This is a genomic window from Aquamicrobium sp. YD-1-mutant5 (assembly GCF_059509755.1).
In genome coordinates, this window is record NZ_JCAKKP010000035.1 from 1 (window position 1) to 18,477 (window position 18,477).

The following is an 18,477-nucleotide window of genomic DNA, read 5'->3' on the forward strand; positions in this document are numbered from 1 at the left end:
TTGTCAATCTGGTCATAAGCCTTGAAATCACCGAAATACTTCGTGATCGCAGCCGTCGTCGACGTCTTGCCATGGTCAACGTGACCAATCGTGCCAATGTTCACATGAGGCTTATTGCGCTCGAATTTACCTTTTGCCATGTGAGATCTCCATTCCTGCTTGCCCACCGGGGCGTTGAATTAAGTTACAATGCAACCCGTGTGGGATTACGCGTATTTCTTCTGGACTTCCTGAGCCACGGCAGTCGGGACCGCTTCGTAGTGGTCGAACTGCATGGTGTACTGGGCGCGGCCCTGAGACATCGAGCGCAGCGTATCCACGTACTTGAACATGTTGGCCAGCGGAACCATGGCGTTGATGACCACGGCGATGCCGCGGGCTTCCTGCCCCTGGATCTGACCACGACGGCTGTTCAGGTCACCGATGATGTTGCCCACATACTCTTCCGGGGTCACGACTTCGACCTTCATGACCGGCTCGAGCAGCTGCACACCGAGCTTCGGAGCAGCTTCACGGAAGCAGGCACGGGAAGCGATTTCGAACGCCAGAACCGACGAGTCGACATCGTGGAAGGCACCGTCGATGAGCGTCGCCTTGACGCTGATCATCGGGAAGCCGGCGAACGGGCCGGAAGACAGAACGCTTTCGATGCCCTTCTGGACGCCGGGGATGTATTCCTTCGGCACGGCGCCGCCGACGATCTTGGATTCGAAAGAGTAATCCTCGCTCTCGGTGTTCGGCTCGAAGACAACCTTGACGCGGGCAAACTGACCCGTACCACCGGTCTGCTTCTTGTGGGTGTAGTCCTGCTCGTGAGTACGGGTAATCGTCTCACGATAGGCAACCTGCGGCGCACCGACGTTGGCCTCGACCTTGAACTCGCGCTTCATGCGGTCGACGATGATGTCGAGATGAAGCTCGCCCATGCCGGCGATGATGGTCTGGCCGCTTTCCTCGTCGGTCTTGACGCGGAAGGAAGGATCCTCAGCAGCGAGGCGATGCAGCGCGAGGCCCATCTTTTCCTGGTCAGCCTTGGTCTTCGGCTCGATGGCGATCTGGATGACCGGCTCGGGGAACTCCATGCGCTCAAGGATGACCGGAGCCAGCGGATCACACAGCGTGTCGCCAGTGGTGGTTTCCTTGAGGCCGGCCAGAGCAACGATATCGCCAGCGAAGGCTTCTTCGATGTCCGCGCGCGAGTTGGAGTGCATCTGCAGCATGCGGCCGACGCGCTCCTTCTTGCCCTTGACGGTGTTCTCAACCGACATGCCCTTGGTGAGCTTGCCGGAATAGATGCGAGCGAAGGTCAGCGAACCAACGAAGGGATCGTTCATGATCTTGAACGCCAGCATGGACAGAGGCTCGTCGTCGGTCGAGTGACGAACGATTTCAGCTTCGGTCTTGGCGTCGATGCCCTTGATGGCCGGGATTTCATCCGGAGCCGGCAGGTAGTCGATCACGGCGTCGAGCAGAGGCTGAACGCCCTTGTTCTTGAACGCAGTACCGCAGAATACCGGATGGAACTTGACCTCGATGGTACCCTTGCGGATGAGTTCGCGGAGCTCGTCGACGGAAGGAACATTGCCCTCGAGATAGGCGTTCATCGCATCGTCGTCCATTTCGACGGCGGTTTCGATGAGCTTCTCACGATATTCTTCGGCCTTGGCCTGCAGATCGGCGGGGATCTCAACCACGTCCCACTGGGCGCCCAGAGCCTCATCATGCCAGACGAGAGCCCTCATCTCGAGCAGGTCGATGACGCCCTTGAAATCGCTCTCAGCGCCGATGGGGAGCTGCATGGCCAGCGGAACAGCACCAAGACGCGACTTGATCATGTCGAGGCAGCGGTAGAAGTCCGCGCCGATCTTGTCCATCTTGTTACAGAAGATCATCCGCGGAACGTCATACTTCTCAGCCTGACGCCAGACGGTTTCGGTCTGCGGCTCAACGCCGGCATTGGAGTCCAGCAGGGTGATGGCACCATCGAGGACGCGCAGCGAGCGCTCGACTTCAATGGTGAAGTCGACGTGGCCGGGGGTGTCGATGATGTTGAAACGACGATCCTTGCCATCGCGCCCCTTCCACGACGTGGTCGTGGCAGCCGAAGTGATGGTGATGCCGCGTTCCTGCTCCTGCTCCATCCAGTCCATGGTCGAAGCGCCATCATGCGTCTCGCCCATCTTGTGGTTCTTGCCGGTGTAATAAAGGATACGCTCGGTCGTCGTCGTCTTGCCAGCATCGATGTGAGCCATGATGCCGAAGTTACGATAGTCGTGGATGGGAAATTCGCGGGCCATGGGAGGTGCCTCTTACTCTTCTTTCGCGCTTTACCAGCGGTAGTGCGCGAAGGCGCGATTGGCTTCCGCCATCTTGTGGGTGTCTTCACGCTTCTTGACGGCAGTACCGCGGTTGTTCGCAGCATCCATCAGTTCGCCCGAAAGACGATCGATCATGGTGGTCTCGTTGCGGTTGCGGGCAGCGGAGATCAGCCAGCGGATGGCCAGAGCCTGGCGACGCTCGGGGCGAACATCAACAGGAACCTGATAGGTTGCACCACCAACGCGGCGCGAACGGACTTCCACATGCGGCGCGACATTGTCGAGCGCCTGATGGAAAACCGAAACAGGCTCCTGCTTGGTCTTACCCTGAACCTGATCGAGCGCACCATAGACGATGCCTTCAGCGACCGACTTCTTGCCATCATACATGACGGCGTTCATGAACTTGGTGATGACCAGATCGCCGAACTTCGGATCCGGGTTGATCTCACGCTTATCTGCACTGTGACGACGGGACATGCTCTTGTCTCTCTTCTCTCGCGCGGCGCCTCAAAAAAGAAACGCCGAAGCCGCAAACTTACTTCGGACGCTTGGCGCCGTACTTGGAGCGACGCTGCTTGCGGTTCTTGACACCCTGCGTATCCAACACACCACGAATGATGTGATAGCGAACGCCGGGAAGATCCTTGACGCGACCGCCGCGGATCATGACCACGGAGTGCTCCTGAAGGTTATGCCCCTCACCCGGGATGTAACCGATGACTTCAAAGCCATTGGTCAGGCGGATCTTCGCAACCTTGCGCAAAGCAGAGTTCGGCTTCTTCGGGGTCGTCGTGTAGACGCGAGTGCAGACGCCGCGCTTCTGCGGGTTCTGCTGCATGGCCGGGACTTTGTTGCGCACTGCCGGCGCTTTGCGCGGCTTGCGGATCAGCTGGTTGACGGTAGGCATTAAACCCTCTTGTCTCTCAATTCCGTGTCTCAAACCCAGTCAGGGCAGTCTCAAGGACCGTTTCCATACGCAAATTCGGGCCACAAACCGCCAATTGCGGTGCTGCCCGAACAAAAAGCAGAGGAAGCGTTACCGCTTCATGCGTGACGGAAATGTCTTTTCGCTCGTAAAACGAACCCTGTTTGAGGCTAACTCCGAAGCGCGTCGCTTCGAAAAGGAAAGTCTCACATCGGTTCAGACTGGGCGGCTTCTACGCGCAACACCCGGTTTCGTCAACCCCGTGACACCATATTCTGCGCCGAAACCCTGCAAACGCGCTGTTTTGAGCGCTGCTGGTAATTTTCTGTCCCGGCGGATATGCGATTGCGCATAATGTGGTCGCGTTTTCAGTGCCAAGCAAGGTCCCTTCAAGTGTTCTGCGACTCATGACAGTGATAATCCACGAACAATTCGGGAATCAGTCATGAACGACAACGATACTGACGACTCAGAGCGGGCCGTCACCATCATCACCGGACGGGTCTGGCGGCGTAAGGGCGGTAAGGCCGAAGGCGTTCACGTGATGCTGGTTGCGCCGGATGACGATACGGCGGTCCGCAAGGCACTGGAATCACTTGCGACGGAAGGCTACGCAGAAGCCGAACTCGACCAGATCGGCGACATGCAGGGCCAGCCTGACGACGAACCCCATATTTCAGCCTATCAGGGAGCGCTTGAGGGCGAAGTTTCCGTCATCACGTTCGACGAACCGGATTAAGCTGCCCCGCAACTCCAGACAGCCACCCTGCCCTGATCGAGCACTGACCGGTTTTCCGGGCACCACAAAAAGAAAGGCCGCCGGATCGCTCCGGCGGCCTTTTCGTTTCTGTTAAGACCTGTTGCGAGACTTACTCGGCAGGCGTCGTCATGTCGACCAGCATCGGCTCGGCCGTTTCCGCGCCCGAAGCCTTGCGGCGCTCGTCGAGGATCAGTTCGTCGCGCGAAGTGGCGATGCGGCGGATCTGGCTCATCTGCCCACCTGTACCGGCCGGGATCAGGCGGCCCACGATGACGTTCTCCTTGAGGCCCTGCAGCATGTCGGTCTTGCCGGCAACCGCCGCCTCGGTGAGAACGCGCGTGGTCTCCTGGAACGACGCTGCCGAGATGAAGGACGGCGTCTGCAGCGAGGCCTTGGTGATGCCGAGCAGCACGGGCTGACCTTCGGCAGGCTTCTTGCCTTCCTCGATCAGACGGTCGTTGACCTCATCCAACTCGATCACGTCGACATGGTCGCCAGCGATATAGGTCGAGTCACCCTGCTCGGTGATTTCCACCTTTTGCAGCATCTGGCGAACGATCACCTCGATGTGCTTGTCGTTGATCGGCACACCCTGCAAGCGGTAGACTTCCTGGATCTCGTTGACGAGATACGAAGCAAGCGCTTCGACACCGCGGATTGCCAGAATGTCGTGCGGTGCCGGATTGCCGTCGAGGATGTAATCGCCCTTCTCGATCGCGTCGCCGTCCTGAAGGTGGAACGGCTTGCCCTTCGGGATCAGGTATTCCATCGGCTCCAGCGTCGAATCCTGCGGCTCGATGATGATGCGGCGCTTGTTCTTGTAGTCGCGACCGAAGCGGATCGTGCCATCGATCTCCGCGATGATGGCGTGGTCCTTCGGACGACGGGCCTCGAACAGTTCCGCAACGCGCGGCAGACCACCGGTGATGTCCTTGGTCTTGGCGCTTTCCATCGGCACACGGGCCAGCACGTCACCCGGGCGGACCAGAGCACCAGGCTCGACCGAGAGAATGGCCTCGACCGAAAGCAGGAAGCGTGCATCGCCGCCCTTGGACAGCTTGGCGACCTTGCCCTTGGAGTCCTGAATGACGATCGCCGGCTTGAGGTCCGTACCACGCGGCGTCGAACGCCAGTCGATGACCTCGCGCTTGGTGATGCCAGTCGACTCGTCGGCGGTTTCCCTGACCGAAATACCGTCGACCAGATCCTCGAACTCGACGCGACCCTCGACCTCGGTGAGAACCGGACGGGTGTAGGGATCCCACTCGGCCACACGCTGGCCACGCTTCACCGTATCGCCGTCATCGACGAAGATACGCGAACCGTAGGTCACGCGGTGCGTGGCGCGTTCCTTGCCAGCCTCGTCGAGGATCAGGATCGCCATGTTGCGGCCCATCACCACGAGGTGACCGTCGGAGTTGCGCACCACATTGCGGTTGCGGATCGCGACGGTGCCTTCGTAAGAGGCTTCGAGGAACGAGCTGTCCACCACCTGCGCCGTACCGCCCATGTGGAAGGTACGCATGGTGAGTTGCGTACCCGGCTCGCCGATCGACTGAGCGGCAATGACGCCGACAGCCTCGCCGATGTTGACCGGCGTACCACGGGCAAGGTCACGGCCGTAGCAGACCGCGCAGACGCCGGTGCGCACTTCACAGGTGAGCGCCGAGCGGATGCGGACGGACTGCACGCCGGCCTTCTCGATAAGCTCGACATCGCGCTCGTCCATGAGCGTGCCGGCCTTCACCAGCACCTCGCCGGAAACCGGATGCAGGATGTCATCCAGCGCGGTGCGACCAAGCACGCGCTGACCGATCGAGGCGACCACCTGGCCAGCATCGACGATCGGCTGCATGGTGAGGCCCTTGTCGGTGCCGCAGTCGATGGAGTTAACGATGCAGTCCTGCGCCACGTCGACAAGACGACGGGTCAGGTAACCCGAGTTCGCCGTCTTCAGAGCCGTGTCGGCGAGCCCCTTACGAGCGCCGTGCGTCGAGTTGAAGTACTCAAGAACGGTGAGACCTTCCTTGAAGTTGGAGATGATCGGGGTCTCGATGATTTCGCCCGACGGCTTCGCCATCAGGCCGCGCATGCCGGCAAGCTGACGCATCTGCGTGGGCGAGCCACGGGCGCCGGAGTGCGACATCATGTAGATCGAGTTCATCGGCTTCTGGCGACCATTGTCGTCGAACTCGACCGCCTTGATGCGGCCCATCATTTCCTCGGCAACCTTTTCCGAGCACTTGGCCCAGGCGTCGACCACCTTGTTGTACTTCTCGCCCTGAGTGATCAGGCCGTCATTGTACTGCTGTTCATATTCCTTGGCGAGCGCTTCGGTGTCGGACACCAGCTTGGCCTTGGTATCGGGGATGACCATGTCGTCCTTGCCGAACGAAATGCCGGCGCGGCATGCATGGCTGAAACCGAGCTGCATGATGCGGTCGCAGAAAATGACCGTCTCCTTCTGACCGCAATGGCGGTAGACGGTATCGATCATCTTGGAGATGTTCTTCTTGGTCATCTCCTGATTGGCGGTCTCGAACGGCACGTTGACGTTCTTCGGCAGAAGCTCGCCGATGATCATGCGGCCGGGAGTGGTTTCGTAGATCTTCGAAACTTCCTTGCCTTCCGCATCCACGGTGCGGAAGCGGCCCTTGATCTTGGCATGAAGGGTCACGGCCCGGGTTTCGAGCGCATGCTGCATCTCGCCCATATCGGCGAACGCCATGCCCTCGCCCGGCTCGTTCTGGTTCATGATCGACAGGTAGTAGAGGCCGAGAACCATGTCCTGCGACGGCACGATGATCGGCGCACCGGAAGCCGGATGCAGGATGTTGTTCGTGGACATCATCAGCACGCGGGCCTCAAGCTGCGCTTCCAGCGACAGCGGAACGTGCACGGCCATCTGGTCGCCGTCGAAGTCGGCGTTGAACGCGGTACAGACCAGCGGGTGAAGCTGGATCGCCTTGCCTTCGATCAGCGTCGGCTCGAACGCCTGAATGCCGAGGCGGTGCAGCGTCGGAGCACGGTTCAGAAGCACCGGGTGTTCGCGGATAACCTCATCAAGGATATCCCAGACCTCCGGACGCTCCTTCTCGACCAGCTTCTTCGCCTGCTTCACGGTCGAGGAGAAACCCTTGGCATCGAGGCGCGCATAGATGAACGGCTTGAACAGTTCCAGAGCCATCTTCTTCGGCAGGCCGCACTGATGCAGTTTCAGCTCGGGGCCGGTCACGATGACCGAACGGCCGGAGTAGTCGACGCGCTTGCCGAGCAGGTTCTGACGGAAGCGGCCCTGCTTGCCCTTGAGCATGTCGGACAGCGACTTCAGCGGACGCTTGTTGGCGCCGGTGATGACGCGGCCTCGACGCCCGTTGTCGAACAGGGCGTCGACGGCTTCCTGCAGCATGCGCTTTTCGTTGCGCACGATGATGCCGGGCGCACGAAGCTCGATCAGGCGCTTCAGGCGGTTGTTACGGTTGATGACGCGACGATAGAGGTCGTTCAGGTCGGAGGTCGCGAAGCGGCCGCCGTCCAGAGGAACCAGCGGACGCAGGTCCGGCGGGATTACCGGCACGACCTTCATGATCATCCATTCCGGGCGGTTGCCGGATTCCATGAAGTTCTCGACCACCTTGAGGCGCTTGAGCAGCTTCTTCTGCTTCAGCTCCGAGGTCGTGGACGCGAGATCCGAGCGCAGGTCGCCAGCGATCTTCTCCAGGTCCATGGACGACAGAAGCTCATGGATGGCTTCCGCGCCGATCATGGCGGTGAAGCTGTCCTCGCCATACTCGTCGACGGCCAGCATGTACTCTTCTTCGGAGAGAAGCTGGTTTTCCTTCAGCGCGGTCAGGCCCGGCTCGGTGACGATGTAGTTCTCGAAATAGAGAACGCGCTCGATATCCTTGAGCGTCATGTCGAGCAGCGTGCCGATACGGCTCGGCAGCGACTTGAGGAACCAGATGTGCGCGACCGGAGCGGCCAGCTCTATATGGCCCATGCGCTCGCGGCGAACGCGCGACAGCGTGACTTCGACGCCGCACTTCTCGCAGATGACGCCCTTGTACTTCATGCGCTTGTACTTGCCGCACAGGCACTCATAGTCCTTGATCGGGCCAAAGATGCGCGCGCAGAACAGGCCATCACGCTCGGGCTTGAACGTACGGTAGTTGATCGTCTCCGGCTTCTTGATCTCACCGAAGGACCACGACAGGATCTTCTCCGGGCTAGCGAGCGAGATCCGGATGGAATCGAACACCTGCGCAGGGGCCTGCGGGTTGAAGAGATTCATGACCTCTTGGTTCATGCCATTCTCCTTTGCGGGGTCCTCGAATACCCCAATTTCGTTTTCGTGCGGGGAAAACCCGCGAGAACCGGCCTCAGCCGGAAAATTTCACGTGGCCGTTCAGGCCAGCCGGCGGCCGCGCTCCGGCGCGGCCGCGTCAGGCTTTTACTCCGCAGCGTCAGGCATCTGCGTCGGGGCATTGTCCTGCTTGGTATTCTCAAGCTCGACATTGAGACCCAGCGACCGCATTTCCTTGACGAGAACGTTGAAGCTCTCGGGAATGCCGGCCTCGAAGGTGTCGTCGCCACGCACGATCGCCTCGTAGACCTTGGTACGGCCGGCCACGTCGTCCGACTTCACCGTCAGCATTTCCTGCAGCGTGTAGGCGGCGCCGTAGGCTTCGAGCGCCCAGACCTCCATCTCGCCGAAGCGCTGACCGCCGAACTGCGCCTTACCGCCCAGCGGCTGCTGGGTAACGAGCGAGTACGGGCCGATCGAACGGGCGTGGATCTTGTCGTCGACCAGATGGTGAAGCTTGAGCATGTAGATGTAGCCCATGGTCACCTTGCGGTCGAACGGCTCGCCGGTACGTCCGTCATAGAGCTGCGACTGACCGGAGGTGTGCAGGCCGGCCTGGGTCAGCATGTGGTCGATATCGGCTTCGTTCGCACCGTCGAACACCGGCGTTGCGATCGAGACGCCGCGGCGCATCTGCTCGCCCAGACGCACGACAGACTCATCGTCATACTCGCGCACCGGCTCGTTGCGGTCATTGGCCGGGATGACCGCCTCGACCGTCTCGCGCAGGGGCTTGATGTCGCCGCTGGCCTTGTAGGCATCGATCAGCTCGCCGATCTTCCTGCCCATGCCGGCGCAAGCCCAGCCAAGGTGCGTTTCGAGAATCTGGCCAACGTTCATGCGCGAAGGCACGCCGAGCGGATTGAGCACGATGTCGGCATGCGTACCATCTTCGAGGAACGGCATGTCTTCGACCGCGACGATGCGCGACACGACACCCTTGTTGCCGTGACGTCCGGCCATCTTGTCGCCCGGCTGCATCTTGCGCTTCACAGCCACGAAGACCTTGACCATCTTCATGACGCCCGGAGGCATCTCGTCGCCGCGCTGCACCTTCTCGACCTTGTCCATGAAGCGCTGCTCCAGCGCCTTCTTGGAGTCGTCGTACTGGCCGCGCAGGGCTTCCAGCTCGCTCTGCAGCTTTTCGTCCTCGACGGCGAACTGCCACCACTGCGAGCGCGGGTAATCGTCCAGCGTCTCGCGTGCCAGCGTGGAACCCTTCTTGAAGCCCTTCGGCCCGGCAATGGCTTCCTTGCCGATCAGAACGTCGGCCAGACGCGCATAGACGTTGCGATCCAGGATCGCCTGCTCGTCGTCACGGTCCTTGGCGAGACGTTCGATCTCCTCGCGCTCGATCGCCATGGCGCGCTCGTCCTTCTCCACACCGTGGCGATTGAAGACGCGCACTTCGACGACGGTGCCGAAGGTGCCCGGAGGCATGCGCATGGAGGTGTCGCGCACGTCGGAGGCCTTCTCACCGAAGATGGCGCGCAGAAGCTTCTCTTCCGGCGTCATCGGGCTTTCGCCCTTCGGCGTGATCTTGCCGACGAGAATGTCACCCGGCTGCACTTCCGCACCGATATAGACGATGCCGGCCTCGTCGAGGTTCTTCAGCGCTTCTTCCGAAACGTTCGGAATGTCGCGCGTGATTTCCTCAGGCCCGAGCTTGGTGTCGCGCGCCATGACCTCGAACTCCTCGATGTGAATCGAGGTGAAGATGTCGTCGGCCACGATCCGCTCGGAGAGCAGGATGGAGTCCTCGTAGTTGTAACCGTTCCACGGCATGAACGCGACAAGCACGTTGCGGCCGAGCGCCAGATCGCCCAGATCGGTCGACGGACCGTCAGCGATGATATCGCCCTTGTTGACGTGGTCGCCAACCTTCACCAGCGGACGCTGGTTGATGCAGGTCGACTGGTTCGAGCGCTGGAACTTCATCAGGCGGTAGATGTCGACGCCCGACTTGCCGGGATCGAGATGTTCCGTGGCGCGCACAACGATACGGGTTGCGTCCACCTGATCGACGATGCCGCCGCGGCGTGCGCCGATGGCAGCGCCGGAGTCACGCGCCACGATCGGCTCCATGCCGGTGCCGACGAACGGAGCCTCGGCGCGCACCAGCGGCACGGCCTGACGCTGCATGTTCGAGCCCATCAGAGCGCGGTTGGCGTCGTCGTTTTCAAGGAACGGGATCAGCGCTGCGGCAACCGACACCATCTGCTTGGGCGAGACGTCCATAAGGTCGACCATCTCGCGCGGCGCCATCATCACTTCGCCGGCGTTACGGCAGATGACGAACTCGTCCACGAACTGACCGTTGGCGTCCAGTTCGGCGTTGGCCTGCGCCACATAGTGCTTGGCCTCTTCCATCGCCGACAGATAGACGACGTCGTTGGTGAGCTTGCCGTCGACGATCTTGCGATACGGGCTTTCGATGAAGCCGTATTTGTTGACGCGCGCAAAGGTGGCTAGTGAGTTGATCAGACCGATGTTCGGGCCTTCCGGCGTCTCGATCGGGCAGATGCGGCCGTAATGCGTCGGGTGCACGTCGCGCACCTCGAAGCCGGCGCGCTCGCGGGTCAGACCACCCGGCCCGAGGGCCGAGAGACGACGCTTGTGGGTGATTTCCGACAGCGGGTTGGTCTGGTCCATGAACTGCGAGAGCTGCGAGGAACCGAAGAACTCGCGCACGGCAGCTGCGGCCGGCTTGGCGTTGATCAGGTCCTGCGGCATGACGGTGTCGATCTCGATCGACGACATGCGCTCCTTGATGGCGCGCTCCATGCGCAGGAGGCCCAGACGATACTGGTTTTCCATGAGCTCGCCCACCGAACGCACGCGGCGGTTGCCGAGATTGTCGATGTCATCGATCTCACCCTTGCCGTCGCGCAGGTCGACCAGCGTCTTGACCACGGCAAGAATATCTTCCTTGCGAAGCACGCGCACGGTGTCCGGGCAGTCCAGTTCCAGACGCATGTTCATCTTGACGCGGCCGACGGCCGACAGGTCGTAGCGCTCTGCATCGAAGAACAGCGAATTGAACATCGCCTCGGCCGTCTCAAGCGTCGGCGGCTCGCCCGGGCGCATGACGCGGTAGATGTCGAACAAGGCGTCCTGACGGCCCTCGTTCTTGTCCACGGCCAGCGTGTTGCGGATATAGGCGCCGACATTGACGTGGTCGATGTCCAGGATCTGGATTTCTTCCTCGCCCGTGCCGAGCAGAACCTTCAGCGTCTTCTCGTCGATCTCGTCACCGGCTTCGAGATAGATCTCGCCGGTCTGGTAGTTGACGATATCCTCGGCGAGATACTGGCCGATCAGGTCCTCATCGGTGGCCTTGATGGCCTTGAGGCCCTTTTCGGCAAGCTGCCGTGCCTGACGGGCGGTGATCTTCTTGCCAGCCTCGACCACGACTTCGCCGGTATCGGCGTCGACCAGATCGTTCACGGCCTTGAGACCCTTGAAGCGATCCTGATTGTAAGGGATGCGCCAGTGATCGCCCGCACGCTTGTAGGTGATCTTGTTATAGAATGTCGACAGGATGTCTTCGCCATCCATGCCGAGCGCCATCAGCAGAGAGGTCGCCGGAATCTTGCGGCGGCGGTCGATACGGGCGTGAACGACGTCCTTGGAATCGAACTCGATGTCGAGCCACGAGCCACGATAGGGAATGACGCGCGCGGCGAACAGCAGTTTGCCGCTCGAATGCGACTTGCCCTTGTCATGGTCGAAGAAGACACCCGGCGAACGGTGCATCTGCGAAACGATGACGCGCTCGGTGCCGTTGACGATGAAGGTGCCGTTGGACGTCATGAGCGGCATGTCGCCCATGTAGACGTCCTGCTCCTTGATGTCCTTGATCGACTTGGCGCCGGTGTCCTCGTCGACATCGAACACGATCAGGCGCAGCGTCACCTTGAGGGGTGCGGCATAGGTCAGGTCGCGCTGACGGCACTCGTCAACGTCGAATTTCGGGGCTTCGAACTCGTACTTGACGAATTCGAGCATCGAAGCGCCGGAAAAATCGGAGATCGGGAAGACCGACTTGAAAACCGCCTGCAGTCCCTCGTCCGGGCGGCCGCCTTCGGGCTCCTCGACCATCAGGAACTGGTCGTAAGACGCCTTCTGAACCTCGATGAGGTTCGGCATTTCCGCGACTTCGGGTATCTTCCCGAAGAACTTCCTGACGCGCCTGCGGCCGTTAAAAGTCTGGGTCTGGGCCATTATAGCTCCTTAGCTCGCATCTCGGGGCGGATCACGCCGCGATCCGCCTTGCTTCCAGGCCGCACGATAGCGACCTTGTCCAAAACAGGTGAAAACCTGTTTCCTGAAAGCCCGTTTTTGGCCCTCAGGAAAGAGGTTCTCAAACACATTCGCCGGGCCACCTCCGGAAGCGGAGGTGGCGGACGGCCCGAAAGCCGTCCGCCGGAACCCAAACGCTTACTTGAGCTCGACCTTGGCGCCAGCTGCTTCGAGCTGAGCCTTGATCTTGTCGGCGTCGGCCTTGTTGGCGCCTTCCTTGACGGGCTTCGGAGCAGCTTCAACCAGATCCTTGGCTTCCTTGAGGCCCAGGCCGGTGATGGCGCGGACTTCCTTGATGACCTCGATCTTCTTGGCGCCGGCGTCAGCGAGAATGACGTCGAACTCGGTCTTCTCTTCAACCGGGGCAGCAGCAGCGGCGCCCGGAGCAGCAGCAACGGCGACCGGAGCAGCAGCGGAAACGCCCCACTTCTCTTCCAGCAGCTTCGACAGCTCAGCCGCTTCGAGAACGGTCAGGGCCGACAGGTCTTCAACGATCTTGGCGAGATCAGCCATTTTGTTTTTCCTTCAATAAGATTCGAACGTGTTGATGTTTTGGGGTGAGGAACAGCCTCACGCCGCCTCGTCCTTCCGGGCATAAGCGCCGATAACGCGCGCGACATTGCCTGCCGGTGCGTTGACGACCTGTGCGATCCGGGTTGCCGGGGTGGAAATCATACCCACCAGACGTGCACGCAGCTCGTCGAGCGACGGCAGCGAGGCAAGAGCCTTCACACCATCGGCATCGAGCGTGGTCGAGCCCATTGCGCCGCCGAGAATGACAAGCTTGTCATTGCCCTTGGCGAAATCGGACGCGACCTTCGGAGCCGCAACCGGATCGTCCGAATAAGCGATCAGCGTCTGTCCCTTGAACAGATCGATGATGCCTTCGGATTCCGTGCCCTGAAGAGCGATTTTGGCGAGGCGGTTCTTCGCGACTTTGACAGTTCCACCGGCTGCGCCCATCTTCACACGAAGATCGTTCATCTGCGCAACGGTGATACCGGCATAGTGGGCCACGACGACTGATCCGGCGCCCTTGAAGGCGTCGTTCAGACTCGAGACGAGTTCGCGTTTTTCCGCTCTATCCACTGCCTATCTCCAGTTGACCCCCGCAACATTTGCGAAGCGGGCGTCGGGTTGCCTTTTGCCGGTCGCTACAGCCCTGGAAAGAGCTTTCACGATCAGCGCTCGAGGATCCTGTCCCCTTTCCGCCATGCCCGAGGGCATACAGACAAAAGGCACACACGGTTCGAACCTTTCTTCGGAGGGATACCCTCCTCTGTCCGGTCTTCACCCGTCTCATGCAGACCCATATGGATTAAGGCCCTCCCGAAAGAGGTCCGCCTGCAATCTCGGACAGGATTCCGGGACTTTCATCCCGGTTTCCGGACCCCGTATGAGCGGGAGCCGGAATTTCAGAAAGGACCGGCGCTTACGCGCCAGCCCTCGGAAATCGCATCAGGAAATGGCGAGAGAAGCCACATCCAGCTTAAGGCCGGGGCCCATGGTCGAGGACAGAGCCACGCGCTTGACGTAAATGCCCTTGGCGCCCGTCGGCTTGGCCTTGTTGACAGCATCGGCGAAAGCACGAACGTTCTCTTCCAGAGCCTTGACCTCGAAGGAGACCTTGCCAACGCCGCCGTGGACGATACCGGCCTTCTCGACGCGGAACTCGACGGCACCGCCCTTGGAAGCCTTGACCGCGCCAGCCACATCGGTGGTCACGGTGCCGACCTTCGGGTTCGGCATCATGCCGCGGGGCCCGAGCACCTTGCCCAGACGACCGACGAGCGGCATCATGTCCGGCGTGGCGATGCAGCGGTCGAAGTTAATCTCGCCCTTCTGGACGATCTCGACCAGTTCCTCGGCACCGACGATGTCCGCACCGGCTGCCTTGGCCTCGTCAGCCTTGTCGCCACGGGCGAACACAGCGACGCGAACGTCACGGCCGGTGCCGTTCGGCAGGTTGACCACGCCGCGGACCATCTGGTCGGCGTGACGGGGATCGACGCCGAGGTTCATCGAGATTTCGATGGTCTCGTCAAACTTGACGGAGGAGCGGTCCTTCAGAAGCTTGATCGCGTCTTCGAGGCCGTAGACCTTATCGGGATCAAGGCCTTCACGAACCTTGGCTATGCGCTTGGAAATCTTTGCCATCTGATCAGCCCACCACTTCCAGGCCCATCGAGCGGGCAGAACCTTCGACCATACGCATCGCCGCTTCCACGTCGTTTGCGTTGAGGTCCTTCATCTTGGCTTCGGCGATCTCGCGCACCTTGTCGCGGCTGATCTGGCCAGCCTTCGTCTTGCCCGGCTCCTTGGAACCCGACTTCAGGTTGACAGCCTTCTTCAGGAAGTAGGTCACCGGCGGCGTCTTCATGACGAAGGTGAACGACTTGTCCTGATAATAGGTGATCACGACGGGGATGGGCGAACCCTTCTCCATCTCCTGGCTCTGGGCGTTGAACGCCTTACAGAATTCCATGATGTTGATGCCACGCTGACCAAGCGCAGGACCGATCGGAGGCGACGGCGTAGCCGACCCCGCGGGAACCTGAAGCTTGAGCTGGCCTGCAATTTTCTTAGCCATCTCTTATCTGCCTTGTTTCATGCCAGCCCCGAAATCGGGAAAGCCGGCGGTTGCAGTCCGGTGGTGCGGTTCCGGCAACCGGCTAAGCCGCCCTCGCCTCCCACCATTCAAGCGACGCAGAGACTGCGCCGCCCTTCGGCACCATCACAGGGACAGCGCCGCTTCGGATCAGCCCTTTTCGACCTGTCCGAATTCCAGATCCACAGGCACGGCGCGCCCGAAAATGGAAACCTCGACCTTGAGACGCGCCCGTTCCTCGTCCACTTCCTGAACGAAGCCGTTGAAGGAAGCGAAGGGACCATCGGAAACGCGGATCGCCTCGCCGACCTCGAAGGTCACCGAAGGCTTCGGCCGCTCCACGCCTTCCTGCACCTGATGCAGGATGCGCTCGGCCTCCTTGTCGGTGATGTACATCGGCTTGGCGGTGTGCTTGTCCTCACCGAGGAAGCCGGTCACGCGCGGCGTGTTCTTGACCAGCGAGATCACGGCATCATTCAGGTCAGCCTTCATCAGCACGTAGCCGGGGAAGAACTTGCGCTCCGCATCGACCTTCTTGCCACGGCGAACCTCGACCACCTTTTCGGTGGGTACGACGATCTGCTCGATCCTGTCGCTCAGCCCCTTCTGACGGGCCTTGTTCTCAATGTCATCCGCCACCTTCTTCTCGAAGTTGGAATAGGCGTGAACGATGTACCAGCGCGCGGTCATATAAAGACTTCTCCGTAATCGCCGAACTTAGCGCCCGATGCCGAGAATCAATTCGACGGCAAAACCCATGAGCTGATCGGCAGCAAAGAAGAAGAGCATTGCCAGCAGCGAAAAGATCAAAACCATCACCGTGGAGATCATCGTCTCGCGCCGCGAAGGCCAGGTGACCTTGGCAGCCTCGGACCGAACCTGCTGAAGGAAGACGAAAGGATTGGTTGTCTTCGACGCCATGTGCCGCTCTGCTTTCAGGACCCGTGGGCCGGACCCTCTGGATGATCCCGCCGGGCGGGACGTGAGACATGAACTTGGCTACCGCAGCGAATCAGCAAGTAATTTCGTTCATGCAAATCAGACGCGCAAAGCTGGATTACCAGCTCCACGCGTCGCGTGTCTGTTGGTGCCTACATAAAACCGATTCTCGACACGCGCAAGTGGCAAGCATCCGCTTTACGATCATATGCCGCCTCGGAACCATCCAGTCGTCCCGTCCCGGCCACGCCGTCTTATGGCGCAAATCGCATTGTAAAGCAAGAGATCGCCGAAACGGAAGCTGTCCGGCAGGAAAATGGCAGGGGCAGCAGGGCTCGAACCCGCGACCTGCGGTTTTGGAGACCGCCGCTCTACCAACTGAGCTATACCCCTAGGTCGGCCGCATATCGATGCAGCAGCCGCTTCCTAGTCAGTAGAGCCGCATCTGTAAAGAGAGAAAGCGCATCATCGCACGCAACGGGGAAAAGACAGGCGAAGGCCGCGAAAGCCAGTCTTTTCGGACCGCACTTTACGACTGATCGGCAACGGCGCGATCCCGCGGAAAAATTTCAGTATCGGGAAACGGTGGAAGCCACGACTCGCGACGAATGCACCACAGTTCATAAGTGGGTCTGAACAGATTCGGTTCGTCCAGCGCACCGAGATTGATTTCGACTTCTTCGCCGGTTCGGCCAAACACCGATGAGCCGCAGGCCGGGCAAAAATGCCGACCCTTGTACGACCCGGCTTCTCCCGCGAAGCTGAAATCAGAGGCCGGATAGATGGCCGACGCATGGAAAAGCGCGCCATGGTGCCTGCGGCAATCCATGCAATGGCAAATGCCGACCCGCAGCGGCTTGCCGCGAGCGCGGAAGCGCACCTTGCCGCACAGGCATCCACCTTCCACAATCCTCATCGTACAACCTCCCAGCCTGCACAACCTCCGGAGCGATCCTGCACGCCGCCAGCCGACACAGTGGTCAGCAGGGCAGCCCGTGCAGACAAGCAACAATACCGCGATAAAGAAAAAGGGCGACCCGAAGGCCGCCCTTTCCCATGTTCCTGCTGACAGAAAGCGTCAGCTTATTCGACGATTGCGGCGACGATGCCGGCGCCGACGGTGCGGCCGCCTTCACGGATGGCGAAGCGCAGGCGCTCTTCCATCGCGATCGGCACGATCAGCTCAACATCAACCGTGATGTTGTCGCCCGGCATCACCATCTCGGTGCCCTCGGGAAGCGTCACGATGCCCGTCACGTCCGTCGTGCGGAAGTAGAACTGCGGACGGTAGTTCGTGAAGAACGGCGTATGACGGCCACCCTCTTCCTTCGTCAGAATGTAGGCCTCGGCCTTGAACTTCTTGTGCGGCTTCACCGAACCGGGCTTCGCCAGAACCTGACCACGCTCCACGCCTTCACGGTCGACACCGCGCAGCAGCGCACCGATGTTGTCGCCGGCCTGGCCCTGGTCGAGCAGCTTGCGGAACATCTCGACGCCCGTGCAGGTCGTCTTCGTCGTCGGACGGATGCCCACGATCTCGAGTTCCTCGCCAACCTTGACGATGCCGCGCTCGACGCGACCGGTCACCACCGTGCCACGACCCGAGATCGAGAACACGTCTTCGATCGGCATCAGGAACGGCTGGTCAACCGGACGCTCAGGCGTCGGGATGTATTCGTCAACCGCAGCCATCAGCTTGCGGATCGCGTCCTCGCCGATCTCCTTGTTCGAGTCCTCAAGGGCAGCAAGCGCCGAGCCCGGAACGATCGGAATGTCGTCGCCCGGGAACTCGTAAGCCGACAGAAGCTCGCGGACTTCCAGCTCAACCAGCTCCAGAAGCTCCGGATCGTCAACCTGGTCCACCTTGTTCAGGAACACCACGATCGCCGGAACGCCAACCTGACGGGCAAGCAGGATGTGCTCGCGCGTCTGCGGCATCGGGCCGTCAGCAGCCGAAACAACCAGGATCGCGCCGTCCATCTGCGCAGCACCCGTGATCATGTTCTTCACATAGTCGGCGTGGCCGGGGCAGTCGACGTGGGCGTAGTGACGCGCATCCGTCTCGTACTCAACGTGCGACGTCGCAATCGTGATGCCGCGCGCCTTCTCCTCAGGAGCGTTGTCAATCTGGTCATAAGCCTTGAAATCACCGAAATACTTCGTGATCGCAGCCGTCGTCGACGTCTTGCCATGGTCAACGTGACCAATCGTGCCAATGTTCACATGAGGCTTATTGCGCTCGAATTTACCTTTTGCCAT

General features: G+C 60.6%; 15 protein-coding genes and 1 tRNA gene. 1 reads left to right on the forward strand and 15 read right to left on the reverse strand.

Annotated features, from left to right (window positions below; translation table 11 throughout):
* The 4 genes from AC5XE7_RS20455 to rpsL all read right to left on the reverse strand — a co-directional run.
* Positions 1-140 (reverse strand): GTP-binding protein (locus tag AC5XE7_RS20455; protein ID WP_495366759.1); only part of this gene is annotated, 140 nt, incomplete at its 3' end.
* A gap of 66 nt (positions 141-206) precedes the next feature.
* Positions 207-2,297 (reverse strand): elongation factor G, encoded by a 2,091-nt coding sequence (gene fusA / locus AC5XE7_RS20460; protein WP_495367406.1) that lies wholly within the window; start codon positions 2,295-2,297, stop codon positions 207-209.
* Positions 2,298-2,327: 30 nt separating this feature from the next.
* Entirely contained in the window at positions 2,328-2,798 is a 471-nt protein-coding gene (gene rpsG / locus AC5XE7_RS20465; RefSeq protein WP_495367405.1) for a 30S ribosomal protein S7, read from the reverse strand.
* Positions 2,799-2,856: 58 nt separating this feature from the next.
* Positions 2,857-3,228 (reverse strand): 30S ribosomal protein S12, encoded by a 372-nt coding sequence (gene rpsL / locus AC5XE7_RS20470; protein WP_035033399.1) that lies wholly within the window; start codon positions 3,226-3,228, stop codon positions 2,857-2,859.
* 463 nt (positions 3,229-3,691) lie between these two features.
* On the opposite strand from rpsL, the gene AC5XE7_RS20475 reads away from it, so the two are divergent.
* A complete protein-coding gene (locus AC5XE7_RS20475) occupies positions 3,692-3,985 on the forward strand; it encodes a transcriptional regulator (RefSeq protein ID WP_495367404.1) in 294 nt (97 codons plus the stop codon).
* A gap of 130 nt (positions 3,986-4,115) precedes the next feature.
* Here the strand turns inward: AC5XE7_RS20475 and rpoC are convergent, their stop codons facing one another.
* The 11 genes from rpoC to tuf form a co-directional block, all read right to left on the reverse strand.
* Complete coding sequence (rpoC, locus tag AC5XE7_RS20480; RefSeq protein WP_495367403.1) at positions 4,116-8,312, reverse strand: DNA-directed RNA polymerase subunit beta'; 4,197 nt, start codon at positions 8,310-8,312, stop codon at positions 4,116-4,118.
* Positions 8,313-8,456: 144 nt separating this feature from the next.
* On the reverse strand, positions 8,457-12,593 hold the full coding sequence (rpoB, locus tag AC5XE7_RS20485; protein WP_495367402.1) for a DNA-directed RNA polymerase subunit beta: 4,137 nt from the start codon (positions 12,591-12,593) through the stop codon (positions 8,457-8,459).
* Between the two features lie 216 nt (positions 12,594-12,809).
* Positions 12,810-13,184 (reverse strand): 50S ribosomal protein L7/L12, encoded by a 375-nt coding sequence (gene rplL, locus AC5XE7_RS20490; RefSeq protein WP_183829728.1) that lies wholly within the window; start codon positions 13,182-13,184, stop codon positions 12,810-12,812.
* Positions 13,185-13,241: 57 nt separating this feature from the next.
* Positions 13,242-13,760: a 50S ribosomal protein L10 gene (rplJ, locus tag AC5XE7_RS20495; protein WP_183829725.1), complete on the reverse strand. Its 519-nt coding sequence runs from the start codon at positions 13,758-13,760 to the stop codon at positions 13,242-13,244.
* Between the two features lie 369 nt (positions 13,761-14,129).
* Positions 14,130-14,828, reverse strand: coding sequence for a 50S ribosomal protein L1 (gene rplA, locus AC5XE7_RS20500; RefSeq protein ID WP_183829722.1), 699 nt, complete (start codon positions 14,826-14,828; stop codon positions 14,130-14,132).
* 4 nt (positions 14,829-14,832) lie between these two features.
* Positions 14,833-15,261 (reverse strand): 50S ribosomal protein L11, encoded by a 429-nt coding sequence (gene rplK, locus AC5XE7_RS20505; protein ID WP_239798636.1) that lies wholly within the window; start codon positions 15,259-15,261, stop codon positions 14,833-14,835.
* Positions 15,262-15,429: 168 nt separating this feature from the next.
* Complete coding sequence (nusG, locus tag AC5XE7_RS20510) at positions 15,430-15,969, reverse strand: transcription termination/antitermination protein NusG (RefSeq protein WP_183829716.1); 540 nt, start codon at positions 15,967-15,969, stop codon at positions 15,430-15,432.
* Between the two features lie 27 nt (positions 15,970-15,996).
* The gene (gene secE / locus AC5XE7_RS20515; RefSeq protein ID WP_183829713.1) at positions 15,997-16,200 is read right to left on the reverse strand and encodes a preprotein translocase subunit SecE; all 204 of its coding nucleotides are present in this window, start codon (positions 16,198-16,200) and stop codon (positions 15,997-15,999) included.
* 335 nt (positions 16,201-16,535) lie between these two features.
* Positions 16,536-16,611 (reverse strand) — tRNA-Trp (locus AC5XE7_RS20520).
* Between the two features lie 136 nt (positions 16,612-16,747).
* Positions 16,748-17,134 (reverse strand): GFA family protein, encoded by a 387-nt coding sequence (locus AC5XE7_RS20525; RefSeq protein WP_495367407.1) that lies wholly within the window; start codon positions 17,132-17,134, stop codon positions 16,748-16,750.
* Positions 17,135-17,301: 167 nt separating this feature from the next.
* Entirely contained in the window at positions 17,302-18,477 is a 1,176-nt protein-coding gene (gene tuf, locus AC5XE7_RS20530; RefSeq protein ID WP_183829707.1) for an elongation factor Tu, read from the reverse strand.